The organism is Streptomyces sp. CB01580, assembly GCF_001905795.1.
Lineage (GTDB): Bacteria > Actinomycetota > Actinomycetes > Streptomycetales > Streptomycetaceae > Streptomyces.
On record NZ_LIXJ01000010.1, the window covers coordinates 117,619 to 130,662 of the forward strand.

9 protein-coding genes are annotated in these 13,044 nt (G+C 72.2%); 6 read left to right on the forward strand and 3 right to left on the reverse strand.

Annotation, left to right across the window (positions count from 1 at the left end; genetic code table 11):
- Positions 1–41: 41 nt before the first annotated feature.
- Positions 42–1,847 (reverse strand): hypothetical protein, encoded by a 1,806-nt coding sequence (locus AMK22_RS16930; protein ID WP_073785844.1) that lies wholly within the window; start codon positions 1,845–1,847, stop codon positions 42–44.
- Positions 1,848–2,075: 228 nt separating this feature from the next.
- Between AMK22_RS16930 and AMK22_RS16935 the strand changes: the two genes are divergently transcribed.
- The 5 genes from AMK22_RS16935 to AMK22_RS16955 all read left to right on the forward strand — a co-directional run bounded on the left by AMK22_RS16935 (position 2,076) and on the right by AMK22_RS16955 (position 9,533).
- Positions 2,076–3,458 carry an extracellular solute-binding protein gene (locus AMK22_RS16935; protein WP_073785846.1) on the forward strand — a complete coding sequence of 461 codons (1,383 nt, stop codon included), beginning with the start codon at positions 2,076–2,078 and terminating at the stop codon, positions 3,456–3,458.
- A 56-nt stretch (positions 3,459–3,514) separates the two neighbouring features.
- Positions 3,515–4,546, forward strand: a complete 1,032-nt coding sequence (locus tag AMK22_RS16940; RefSeq protein ID WP_079186198.1) for a carbohydrate ABC transporter permease — start codon at positions 3,515–3,517, stop codon at positions 4,544–4,546.
- A complete protein-coding gene (locus AMK22_RS16945; RefSeq protein WP_079186199.1) occupies positions 4,546–5,472 on the forward strand; it encodes a carbohydrate ABC transporter permease in 927 nt (308 codons plus the stop codon). The genes AMK22_RS16940 and AMK22_RS16945 overlap by 1 nt, the downstream gene beginning before the upstream one ends.
- 166 nt (positions 5,473–5,638) lie before the next feature.
- Complete coding sequence (locus AMK22_RS16950) at positions 5,639–8,431, forward strand: hypothetical protein (protein WP_073785848.1); 2,793 nt, start codon at positions 5,639–5,641, stop codon at positions 8,429–8,431.
- 127 nt (positions 8,432–8,558) lie between these two features.
- Positions 8,559–9,533, forward strand: a complete 975-nt coding sequence (locus AMK22_RS16955) for an acetylxylan esterase (RefSeq protein WP_073785850.1) — start codon at positions 8,559–8,561, stop codon at positions 9,531–9,533.
- Positions 9,534–9,563: 30 nt separating this feature from the next.
- Here AMK22_RS16955 and AMK22_RS16960 read toward each other — a convergent pair whose 3' ends face one another.
- Positions 9,564–10,646 carry a CU044_5270 family protein gene (locus AMK22_RS16960; protein WP_073785852.1) on the reverse strand — a complete coding sequence of 361 codons (1,083 nt, stop codon included), beginning with the start codon at positions 10,644–10,646 and terminating at the stop codon, positions 9,564–9,566.
- On the reverse strand, positions 10,646–11,314 hold the full coding sequence (locus tag AMK22_RS16965) for an RNA polymerase sigma factor (protein ID WP_079186200.1): 669 nt from the start codon (positions 11,312–11,314) through the stop codon (positions 10,646–10,648). Before AMK22_RS16965 ends, AMK22_RS16960 begins: the two co-directional genes overlap by 1 nt.
- Positions 11,315–11,451: 137 nt before the next feature.
- Here AMK22_RS16965 and AMK22_RS16970 point away from each other — a divergent pair, with 137 nt between their 5' ends.
- Positions 11,452–13,011 (forward strand): serine protease, encoded by a 1,560-nt coding sequence (locus tag AMK22_RS16970; protein WP_073786028.1) that lies wholly within the window; start codon positions 11,452–11,454, stop codon positions 13,009–13,011.
- Positions 13,012–13,044 lie beyond the last annotated feature (33 nt).

A 13,044-nucleotide genomic window follows, 5' to 3' on the forward strand; every position in this document is an offset into this window, starting at 1 on the left:
GGCGCGGCCGGACGGGCACGGTTCTTCGGACACGGGCCCGTTCACGGCACCAGCCTCGAATCCGAGAGACGCGGTGAGGGCGGCGCCGCACCGTCGAGCGTCGCCGAGTACAGCGCGGCGTGCTCCTCGCGGGACACCACCGACCGGCCGCCGCACAGCGTGAGCCGGTTGCCGCGCGGAGTCGTCCAGCGCACCTCGGCGTGGTCACCGGCCGTGGCCACCTCGGGGCCCGGACCCCCGTCGTGCTCCGCGTCGGACGGCACCAGGGACAGCGAACCCGCCGCGAAGGCGTCGCCGACCGCCGCCCAGTCCAGCTCGGCCGGGGTCGCACTCTCGAAGAGGACGACTTCGAGCCGCGCCCCGTCCGCGCGCGGCACCAGCCCGACCGTGGGCGTACGACCGCCGAAGGAGCCCCCGGCCAGTCGGAGTTCCAACCGCGCCGTCCCCAGGTCGAGTGCGATGCCGCGCTCCACCTCGATCGCCTCGGGCACGGGCGGCGCGCCGATCAGGTCCACCACCAGCCGCAGCGACCGGGCCCGGAACCGGTCTCCCGGCCCGATCATGTCGAGGTGGTGGTGCCGGTCGCCCGCCGGGCAGGCGAAGCCCGCCATCCAGGCCACGTGCGGGCCGCTCTGCACGGTGGACAGGACGCCCGAGGCGAAGTCGAAGTCCTCCGCCCCGTCGTCCTTCACCAGGTGGACGTGCAGATGCCCGGCGGAGCCGTCCGGCCGCACCCAGTGCCCGAACAGCGCGCGCCGCTGCAGCCAGGTGTCCTGATGGTTGACGCTGCCCAGCGTGGTGACCGCGTCCAGCCAGGTCGTCCCGGTCTCCGGATGGGCGGATCCGGCGAACAGCTCCCGGTGCTCGTGCTCGCCCTCCAGCGCCGCCAGCCGGGCCGCCGCCCAGTCGGGCATGCGGTAGTCGACACAGGCGTGCACCCCGATCGACATCTCCCCGCCGACCGGGCCGATCTCCGGTGTGCCCAGCGCCCCGCGCACCGCCTTCACCAGGAACGGCGGAACGCCGAGATCGTTGCTGTAGCAGCGGGCCATCGGGCCGGAGAGCTGGCGGGTCGGCGGGTGCCAGCGGGCCAGGAAGTGCAGCCAGAGCCGGTCGTGCAGCCGGTCGTTGAGCTCCAGCACCCGTTCGTCCCGCACGTGCTCCCGGATCAGCGTCAAGGTCTGCAGCACGACGCCCCAGTAGGACGGGCTGTTGAACTCGGTGAAGCTCCCGGTGGTGTCGATCGCCTCGCACAGCCGCGTCATGCGGTCCTTGCCGTAGGCGAACAGGGCCTCGTCGTCGAGGAGTTTCCCGGCGGCGAGCGCGACGAAGGTGCCCATCACGGCGACATTGGTGTACGTCATGGGGACGTCCCTGCGGACGATCGAGGCCGCCGCGTGCCGCACCGACTCCCGCAGTTCGTCCCGTACGCGTGCCGGCAGGAGGTCGCCGTGCCGGGCGTGGATCAGCAGCAGCTGGATGCCGAGGAAATCCGCCCAGTTCCAGTCCGGCGGGTCCATCTTTGCCGCCGGCTCCTCGGCGTAATAGCCCCAGATGCCGTAGGTCGGGCTCTCCTCGGACCGGTCCTGGAGCTCCGCGACCCGCAGGATCGCGGCGTGGGCGCGCTCGTTGTCGCCCGCCGCACCCCGCTCCAGCAGGAGCAGCGCGTACTGCAGGGAGTTGCGGGTGGGGTGTGCGAGACCACCCTTGATGTGGGTGTGGATGGGGTTGTAGGGGGCTTCGACCTGCAACAGGTTCGCCTCGGGGTCCCAGTGGCGGTCGCCCCCGGAAAGGGCCGCTCGCAGCAGGGCGCGGTCGTACTCGGCGGCCGACCAGACAGGGTGCACGGGATGTCCTCCAGCTCGCGATCGTCCGTCCGACGATCTCCGGCAACGCTTGGGAAGCGTTTTCCAGAGGCTAAGCCGAGGGTCACCCTCCGGCAAGGGCCGCGTGGAGAAATCGGGGGCGGAAGACCTGTCCTGACCCATTGACGCGACGATATCGAGCGGTGCAAGGTGACCCCGGCTGGAAAACGCTTTCCGGCCAGTTCCGGTCTGTCCTGAATGGAGTCCCCGATGAGACCCTCCCTGCGCATCGCCATGACGGGCGTCACCGCGGGCGCGCTCGTCTGCGCGCTTGCCTCGTGTTCCGGTTCCGGCGACGACACCGCCGCCGACGGCAAGGTGACCATCACCGTCTCCGGGCGCCCGCCGGCCACCAACGCGGCCGCGGTCAAGATCTTCAATGCGCGGGTGGCGGAGTTCGAGAAGGCCAACCCCGGGATCAGGATCAAGACGAACGAGTACCAGTACGACCAGCAGAGTTTCCAGACCAAGGTCGGCGGCGGCAGCCTGGAGACGATCGTCCGGGTGCCGCTGACGGAGATGTCGGGCCTGATCAAGCGCAGGCAGGTGGCCGACCTCACCGAGGACTTCGAGAAGCTCAAGCACAGTGAGGACTTCAACCAGGTCGCCCTCGGCAGCGCGAAGGGCCTGGACGGCAAGATCTACGGCATACCCACCGAGGAATACGCCCTCGGACTGCTCTACAACCGCGACCTGTTCCGCAAGGCCGGGCTCGACCCCGACAAGCCGCCCGTCACGTGGACCGAGGTCCGTGCCGCGGCCAGGGCGATCTCCGAGAAGACCGGCGCCACCGGCTACGCCCAGATGACCAAGGAGAACACCGGCGGCTGGATGCTCACCGCCATGGCGTACTCCTTCGGCGACTCCATGCAGGAGGAGTCCGGCGGCAAGTGGGCCAACACCTTCGACCGTTCCGGCAGCGGCGCCGAGAAGTCCCTCGACATGCTCAAGCGGATGCGCTGGGCGGACGACTCGATGGGCAGGAACCAACTGCGCAACATGACCGACGTGGAGAAGGACTTCTCGGCCGGGAAGATCGGCATGACGATCGCCGGGCCCAGCTCCGTCAACCACCACGTCCAGCAGTACAAGGGCGACCCCGGGGCCGTCGGACTGGCCGCCATGCCCACCGACGGCACCGCCAAGCGGACCCTGGCCGGCGGCACCATCGCCGTGATCAGCCCCCGAGCAACCCCCCGACAGCGCGAGGCGGCCGCGAAGTTCATCGACTTCTACTACCTCTCCGCCAAGTACGACCCCGCCCTCGCGGAGCGGGACGCCGCCGCCAAGAAGAAGGACGGCGCCATCATCGGCGTGCCGGCCGTCCCGTTCTACGAGCCCGCCGTCGCCGGCCCGGTCGACGAGGCGGTCGCCAAGCAGGCCAACGTACCCGTCGAACACTTCACCCCCTACAGCAAGGCCCTCGGTGAGTTCGACCTGGTCATCGAGCCGCCGGTGGAGGCGCAGAACGTGTACAAGGCCCTCGACAGCGCCGTGCAGGCGGTGCTGACCCGCGAGGACGCGAACCCGGCCGAGCAGCTGAAGAAGGCCGCCGCACAGGTCGAGTCCCAGGTGGAACGGGCGCAGCACTGAGACGTGCCCGGCACGTCGGAACCGAGCACAGCACGAGGAGAGGCGAGGAGAGGTCCATGAGCAGGTCGCACGTGCCTGCGGCGCCCGCCGGGAACCGCACCCACAAGGACCGGACGAACGAACAGCGTGGTGACGACGACCCCGCGGAGCCGGCACGGACCCCGCCGGAGCCGCCGCGCACCGCCCCCTCGCGGCGCGCCCGCACGGTGGAGCGCTTCGTCCGCTGGGCCGGGCAGGGAGGGATCAGCACCATCCTGTTCGGCCTGCCCATGGTGCTGTGCTTCGCCTACTTCTCCTGGTGGCCGATCGTCCAGAGCGTCCGGCTCAGCTTCGAGCAGACCAACCTGATCGGCCCGGCCACCTGGGTGGGCCTGGACAACTTCCGGCACGTGCTGGAGGACCCGCTGCTGTGGACGGCGGTCAAGAACACCGCGCTGTTCGCGGTGCTCGCCCTGGTGATCGGATTCCCGCTGCCGCTCTTCCTCGCGGTGCTCATCGCCGAACTGCGGCGCGGCGGCACGCTGTTCCGCATCCTCGCCTACCTCCCGGTGGCGGTCCCCCCGGTGGTCTCCGTCCTGCTCTGGAAGGTGTTCTACGACCCGGACGGCGGCCTGTTCAACCAGCTGCTGGCCCACGTGGGCCTCGGCCCGTACCCCTGGCTCCAGTCCACCGACACCGCGATGCTGTCCATCGTCCTGGAGTCCACCTGGGCCGGGTTCGGCTCCACCGTGATCATCTACCTGGCGGCGCTGGGCTCCGTGCCCACCGAACTGTACGAGGCCGCGGAGATCGACGGCGCGGGCATCTGGCGCCGGGTCTGGCACATCACCCTGCCGTCCCTGCGCGGCGTCGTCCTGATCATGCTGCTGCTCCAGATCATCGGCACCCTCCAGGTCTTCACCGAACCCTTCGTGATGACGGACGGCGGCCCGGAGGACTCCACCGTCACCGTCCTGATGCTGATCTACAACTACGCCTTCCAGAACGGCGACTTCGGAGCCGCGACCGCGCTCAGCGTGCTGCTGGCCCTCGTGCTCGGCGCGCTCTCGGCGATCTATCTGCGGGCGACGAGGAGCTGGAGCAACTGATGGCCGTACAGACACCCCTGCGCATCCGCCGCGGCAACCGCCCCGAGGAGAGCGGACGCGGACTCGTCTCCCGCGCCGACCGGCGACGGACCTCCGTGCGCGTCTCGCTCGGCTCCGTCCAGGGCCTCACCTTCCTGCTGCTGCTCGCCTTCGGCGCGGCGCCCCTGTACTGGACCTTCAAGGGAGCCGTCTCACCGACCCAGGAGCTGCTGCGCGACCCGCTGGCCCTGTGGCCCGACCACGCGCAGTGGGAGAACCTCTCCCGCGCCTGGAACGAACTCCAGGTCGGCCAGTACCTCTGGAACACCGTGGTCCTGGTCACCGGCTCCGTCCTCGCACACCTCCTCGTCGCCACCACCGGCGGGTACGTCCTGTCCGTGCTGCGCCCCAGGTGGGCGGCGCCCGTGCGCTGGATGGTGCTCGCCACCCTCTTCATCCCCGGATCCATCTCCCTGGTCGCGCTCTACCTCACCGTGCTCGACCTGCCGGGCCTCGGCATCTCGCTCGCCAACAGCCCGTGGGGGGTCTGGCTGCCGCACGCCGCCAGCGCCTTCACCGTGCTGATCGTGATGAAGTTCTTCGACGGCATCCCGCGCGAGCTGTTCGAGGCCGCCAAGGTCGACGGCGCGGGCCCACTGATCATCTTCCGCCGGATCGTGCTGCCCATGTCGCGGCCGATCCTCGCGGTGGTGACCCTGTTGACGGTCATGAACTCCTGGAAGGACTTCCTCTGGCCGATGATCGTCATCTCGGACACCGAGAAGCAGCCGATCTCCGCCGCTCTTCCGCGCCTCGCGGAAACGGCGGAACAGTCGCTGCTCATCGCCGGGATGCTGCTCGCCATCCTGCCCCCGGTCGTGCTGTTCCTGATCTTCCAGCGGCAGATCGTACGCGGCGGGGGAGGCTTCACCGGCCTCAAGGGATGAGCACCACCCGGGAACGGGCGCGGACCGGGTCCGCGCCGGCCGGCGGCGGCAGCGGTGCGCGCCGACGGCTCAGGACCGGTGTGCTCCGCCGGATTACGGCCGACGGAGCACACCACCCGGGAACCCCAAGGAAGCACCGCGCCGATCCGATCGAGAGGTTGCCTCGATGGAACAGAACGGCACGATCCGGCCAGGTCCCCTGGCACCGGCCAGAATAGGGGGCCGCGTCGCGCGGCCCGCCGCATGGGGCACGGCCGCCGCCCTGCTCGGCTGCCTGCTGGTGGCCGCGCCCCTGCCCGGTACGGCCCCGGTCGCCCACGCGGCCGGCACCCTGACCGTCACCTCGCCCGACCTCCTCTTCATCAAGGGACAGGCGAAGATCACGCTCGCCTCCGACCAGGCGTCGGTGGCCTGGAAGGCCGTCGACGACCAGGGCCTGACCGCCGCCTCCGGCACCGCACCGGTGTCGGGCGGCACCGCCACCGTCGACGTCGCACAACTCGGCAGCGGCCACTACACGCTCCGGGCCACGGCCGGAACCACCACCCGGACCGCGAATTTCGGCGTGCTGACCGCGCTGACCGGCGCGGAACAGCGGGACGTGCGCTTCGGCACGGGCATCCACTACGGGTGGAACGACGGCGACGACCAGAAGCTGCTGCGCTCGGTCGGGCTGATGGGCATGCACGGGATCCGCTCCGACATCAACTGGGGCGCCATCGAGAAGACCCCCGGCACGTACTCCTGGAGCAGCTACTCCACCGACCAGCACATCCCGTACGCCAAGTCGCAGGGACTGACCGCCCTGCCCATCTCCGGCTACCGGAACCCCCATTACGACGGCAACCGGACCCCCGCCTCCGACGAGGCGCTCGAGGCCTACGGGAATTTCACCGCCGCCGCGGTGGAGAAGTACCAGCAGTCCTCGAAGGAAATCGAGATCTACAACGAGTACAACTCCACCGGCTTCAACAACGGCACCTGCGGCATCACCGCCGACTGCTACCTCGAGCTGCTCAAGGCGAGCTACGGCAAGGTGCACGCCAAGGTCCCGGACGCCACCGTCGTCGGCGGCGGCCTGGCCGGTCTCCAGACCGACTGGCTGAAGCGGCTGTACGCGATCGGTGGCCTGAACTACATGAACGCGCTCAGCGTTCACCACTACGGCTACCCGAACCCGCCCGAGACCGCGCTGGAGAAACTGCCGCAGGTACGCGCCGACCTGGACGCGGCGGGCGGCAAGAACTTCCCGCTCTGGATCACCGAGAACGGCTACCCGACCCACAGCGACGGCGTCACCCCCGCTCAGCAGGCCGCGTACGTGCCGCGCGCCCAGATCTTCTCCTTCGCCTCGGGCGTCAACCGCTACTACTGGTACGACCTCACCAACGACGGCACCGATGCCACCAACAAGGAACACAACTTCGGCGCCTTCGAGCGGCCCACCGCCGAGATCAAGGCCTGGCAGCCCAAGCCGTCCGTGGTCACCGAGGGCGTCCTGATCCGACAGCTCGCGGGCCGCGCCTACGCGGGCCGTGACGACACGGGTTCCGCCGACGTCCGCTCGTACCGCTTCGGCACCGGAACCGACACCGTCCGGGCGCTCTACACCACGGCCGCGACACCGGGAACGGCCGAGCTGACCGCCAGTGGCCCGGTCACCGTCACCGACCAGATGGGCCACGAGAAGACGTACCTCCCGGTCGGCGGCAAGGTGCAGCTCGGCATCGACGGCACGGTGCTGTACGTCAAGGGCGCGGTCAGCGCGGTCGAGGCCGTGAGCGGGCCCGTGTTCTCCCTCCGGCTGCCGCAGCACTCCAACACCGAGGAGAGCGTCGACGCGGTGCTCCAGGTGGACGGCACCAAGGGCCGGACGCTGCCGCTGCGCTACGACTTCCGGATCGCCGGGGAGAAGTACCGGGTGACCGCCGTGCCCGGCAAGGTCGTCCGCCAGAACGTCCAGCTGCCCACCTCGGCCCTCACCGGCCCGCGCACGGTGAGCGGCACGGTCGGGCTCGGGCCGGTGAACCTCGCCCGCCTGACCTCCGAAACCGAGGTGGTGCCACCGACCCAGGTCACCTTCGACCCGGTGGTGAAGCAGGCGGCACCGTTCGCCGCCGCGCTCGAGGTCACCGTCACCAACAACCGCGCCCACAGCCCGCTCGAACTCACCAAGCTGGACTGGCAGGTGAACGAGGGCACCAACTACGTGGACCGGGGCACCGTCGACGGTCCGATCAAGGTCGGCGCCGGGTCCAGCACCTCGTACACCGTGGACGCGCGCAACATCAAGCAGTGGAAGCGCTACTGGACGGCCGCCCACCTCAACACCCCCGACGGCGCCAGGACCGCCGTGGGCGCCTGGAACGGCTGGGGCGCCGTGCAGCCGGCCGGCACCGACACCACCACCCCCATCGACGTCATCGCCGACGGCTCCGTGAGCTACAAGGGCGGATACAACGGCGCGGCCGACCTGTCCGGCACCGTCCGGCCGCAGTACACCGACACCGGAATCGTGTTCAAGGGCGCGATCACCGACAACGTCCTGGCCCAGCCCGCCACCACCGCCGAGAACATGTGGCAGGGCGACAGCATCCAGTTCGCCGTCACCCCCCGGGCGCCGGGCCGCAGCAAGCAGTACGTCGAGGTCGGCGCCTCGCTCGTCGGCGGCAAGCCGCAGGTGTACACCTGGCGGGCACCGGCCGGACAGTCCGCCGGCCCGACCCCGGGGGCCACCGCCGTCATCACCCGCGACGGCACCACCACCCGCTACACGGTGACGGTGCCGTGGGCCTCGCTCGGTCTGGCCGGCAAGCCGGCCGCGTCCATCGGACTCGGCTTCGTCGTCAACGACAGCGACAACGACGGACGCGCCCGCGGCTGGACCGAGTGGGGCGGGTCCATCGCCAACAACTCCAAGAGCGCCGCCGGCCTGCGGGCCGTCCAGCTGACCGACTGATCCCTTCCCCGAACGGGCGGGGCCGGGCGCACCTGACAGCGCCCGGCCCCGCCGCTCCATCTCCGACACCTCCCGCTCCACCGTCGGCCGCCCCACCGCTTCCCGACCCACCGTGAGGAGACCACCCATGGCCCTGTTCGACCTGCCGCTGAACGAACTGCGCGACTACCGGCCACGGATCGACGAGCCGGACGACTTCGACGACTTCTGGGCGAAGACCCTGGCCGAGACCCGCGCCCACGACCCCGCGGTCTCCTTCGAGCCCGTCGGGACCGGGCTGACCGGGCTGCGCACCTGGGACACCACCTTCGCGGGCTTCGGCGGCCACCCGGTCAGGGGCTGGTTCAGCGCGCCCGCGCACGCCGAGGGCCCGCTCCCGCTCGTCGTCCAGTTCCACGGCTACAACGGCGGGCGCAGCCTCCCGCACTGCTGGGGCCTGTGGCCGCTGGCGGGCTTCGCCCACTTCGTCATGGACGTACGCGGCCAGGGCGGCGGCGGCAACGTCGGGGACACCCCCGACCCGGTCGGCTCCGGCCCCTCCCACGCCGGGTTCATGACCCGCGGCATCGAGGACCCGGAGCGGTACTACTACCGCCGTGTCCACGCCGACGCCGTGCGCGCCGTGGAGGCGGCCCGCTCCCACCCGCTCGCCGACCCCGCCCGCACGGTCGTGCTCGGCGGAAGCCAGGGCGGCGGCATCGCCCTCGCCGTCGGCGCGCTGGTCCCGGACGTGGCGGCCGTCGCCGCCGACGTGCCGTTCCTCTGCCACTTCGAACGGGCCGTCACGCTCACCGACGCCGACCCGTACGCCGAGATAGCCCGGTACCTGCGGATGCACCGGGGCAAGGAGGAGCGGGTCCTGCGCACCCTGTCGTACTTCGACGGGGTGTCGTTCGCCGCACGGAGCGGTGCTCCCGCGCTGTTCTCCGTCGGGCTCCAGGACCAGACCTGCCCGCCCTCCACGGTCTTCGCCGCGCACAACGCGTACCGGGGCGAGAAGGAGATCGAGGTGTACCCGTTCAACGGACACGAGGGCGGGGCCATGTTCCAGGAGGCCGCTCAGCTCCGCTGGGTGCCGCGGATCCTCCGGCGGGTCCGCTGAGGGGCCCGGACGCGTGCGGCGCCCCGGGCCCTACGCCGCCCCCGGCGCGGGGAGCTCGCCCGCGCGGTCGACGGCGGCCCTGACCAGGACCGCCGAGGCGCCGACGACGGTCCCGGCCGGGCCCGCGTCCCCGGCCCGGGTCAGCACCGTGCGCTCGCCGAGGAACGCGTACGTCGTCCGGTCGAAGACCCACTGCGTCTGCTGCCCGTACGCCGTGCGCGCGACGGCGACGCCCTCGCGCCCCGCCGCGTCGGCCGCCGTCCGGACCACCGTGACACCGGGGATCCGCGCGGCGGCCCGGTACAGCGCGGCCTCCACCGCGGGCGGCGCCCAGGTCTCGGCCAGCAGCTCGCCGATCGCGGTGAACGCCCGCTGGTCCGGGTCCCGGCCCTGTCCCCGGGTCTCGTGCCGGATCAGTTCCAGCAGCGCGTCCGGGTCCGTGGGCAGCGACGCGACGAACCGGTGGGTGGGCTCGGTGACCGACGGGCCCGCCGCGCGCGAGGCTTCCGTTCCCGGCGTCGCGCCCCGGTGGTCGAGGCCGTGGACCGGCGCGTCGGCGCCGAGCCGGGTATCGGGCCCGCCCTCCTCGCGCAGCAGACCGGCGCGGCCTCCGTCGGCGGACGACCACACCTGCCGCCGGTGCGCCGGAGGCATCGTCACCGGTCCGCCGCCGGCGCTCTGCGCGGCGTACGCGACCCTGCTCTCGACGTACACGAACTGATCGGCGCGGACCGCGGGCCGCTGCGTCCGGGCGGCGGCGAGGGCGACCCGGTCGAGGAGCCGGTCCGCCCCGGGCGCGGCGGCGTGCCGTCCTGCGACCGGCGCGGCGCCGCGGTCCGGAAGGTCCAGCGCCACCACGCCGACGGCCGCCAGGGCGCAGGCGAGCGCCGGTACCGCGAACCTGGCCGGATGCCGGCGCGGACGCGCGGCCCGGGCACCGGCACCACCGGGCGCACGGTTCCGGGCGGCCTCGCGCAACAGCGCCTCCCGCAGCAGCAGTTCCCGGTCCGGGGACAGGCCGGGGACCGGGGGAGGGGGCAGCGGACCGGTGAGGTCAGGGCGGTCGATCTCCTCGGACCGGTGGTCGGTACGACGCCACGGTGCGGTGTTCATCAGAGCTTCTCCTGGGTCAGAGGACGGGCCGCGGAAAGGCGGGCCGGAGAGGGCCGGTCGGGGACGGAGGGGAGAGGACCGCTCCTGCGCGCGCGGAGCCGTCCGGCGATGCCCCGCACCGTCCGCGCGCGGGCGGTGCGGGCCTCGGCGTCGGTCAGCTCGCGCAGCCGGGCACGGGCGCGGGACAGGCGCGACCGGACGGTTCCCACCGGCACACCGAGCGCCTCGGCCGCCGATTCGTAGTCCAGCCCGGCCCAGACGACGAGGGTGAAGACCTCGCGGTCACGGGGGCGCAGCCGGGCCAGCGCGGTGTGCGCGGCACGCAGCTGCTCGGTGTCCGCGAGGTGCGTGACGAGATCGTCCACGAAGTCCGGCACCGAACCGCGCTCCGGGACCCGGGCGAGCGCGATGTCACGACGCCGCCGCGCGCGTGCGTCGCGCCGCATGACGTTGGTCGCGATGCCCAGCAGCCACGGTCTCAGGCTGTCCCCTTCGGGGCGCAGTCCCTCCCGGCCGCGCCACGCCTCCAGAAAGGTCACCGAGACGACGTCCTCGGCCTCGGCCCAGTCGCCCGTCACCCGCAGCGCATAGCGGTACAGCACCTGGGCGTGCTCGTCGTACAGCTCTCCCAGGGCGTCGCGGTCCCCGTGGCGGAGGCGATTCCTCATGAGTGTTTCCACACTCTGCTCTGCCACTTCCGTTGCCGCGGTTCCGGTGACCTGCGTCACATGCGCACCGAAGGGCCGTCCCGCCCCATGTGACTCAGGTCACGGGAACTCCCGCTCCCGTCGGCGCAGTGCAGATCGTGAACACTTCTTCCGTGCCCCGCCGCCGCGTCCTGCGGAACCTGGCCCTCGCCGTCGTCCTGGTCGGCGCCGCCACCCCCGCGCTGGACACCGCCGCCCTCGCCGCCCAGCCGACCACGTACGCCCTGACCATCGTTCACCTCGGCCGCGACGGCCGGCCGACCGACGACTACGAGACCGCCGTCACCGGGATCTCCGGACCGGGCGCCGACACGTCCGTCCGGCCGCACGACGCCTCCGGCACGACCACCGTGCGCCTGCCGCGCGGCCGCTACCTGCTGAACAGCGAGCTGACCGACACCGACGGCAGGAGCACCGACTGGATCATCCAGCCGCGCCTCGACCTCGACCACGACACCACCGTCACCGTCGACGCCCGGACCGCCGCCCCCGTCGACGTCAGCCCGCCCGACAGCACCGCCACCTTCCAGGGCGGTGCCATGTTCGTCGAGGTCACGCACGACGGCGTCACCCGGGACATCAACCTGGTCAAGTACACCCCGACGCTGCGCGTCGCCCACCTGGGCCCCGACGCCGAGCCGGGATCCGTGAAGCAGTGGTACGACTCCTACTGGACCGGCAGCACCGTCGGCTACGCGCTCGGCCACACCGGCACCGGCAGCCGCGCCCTGACCGGGCTCGTCCGCCACCCCTCCGCCGCCGAACTGGCCACAGTGCGGATCGACGCGGCGGCCCGGCCGGGCACCCGGCAGAGCGCCTCCGTGGACATCAAGCCGACCGGCCTGGCGATGGGCGGGTCCCGGTCCCTGCCGGCCCCCGGCACCCTCACCTATCTCGTGACGCCCGAACGCGGCACCTGGGACCTCACCTACACCGTCCCCGACACCCCCGGCGCCGAGAGCAACCGCTACTCCGCCGACCGCATCGCCGTCCGGGCCGGGAGGACGACCACGCACACCTTCGACAACGCCGTCTTCGGCCCCACCCTCACCGACCGGCCCGGCGTGGTCCGCGACGGCGACGAACTGACCCTCGACGTCCCGATGCTGGCCGACGGGGACGGCCACGTCCCGTCGGAGCCGCCGCACGAGACCGCCACCACCACCCTGCACCGCGACGGGGTGCTGATCGGGAAGCGGACCGGCGACCCCCGGCGCGCCTCGTTCACCGTGCCCCCGGGGCGCGCGGCCTACCGGATCACCAGCACGGTGAACCGCGGCGGCGCACCCGGAACCGCCACCCGCGTGAGCGCGTCATGGACCTTCACCTCGGGCACCACGACCGGCCCGGTCCCGGTGCCGGTGAGCGTCGTGCGGTTCTCGCCCGAGCTGAGCCCGACCGGCACGGCCGCGGCCGGTGCCCAGTTGCGGGTCCCCGTCACCGTCCTGGGCGCCGCCGACGGCGGACGCGTCCGCTCCGCCCTGTACGCGTACTCCACGGACGGCGGCACGACCTGGACCCGCGTCCCGGTCGAGCGCGGCGCCCTGACGATCCGCAACCCCCGCGCGGGCACAGGCGTCTCGCTGCGCGCGGAGCTGACCGACACCGCGGGGAACACGCTCACCCAGACCCTCGTCGACGCCTACCGCACCCACTGATCCCCTGGCGGGCCCGACCGGGCCCGCCGACAC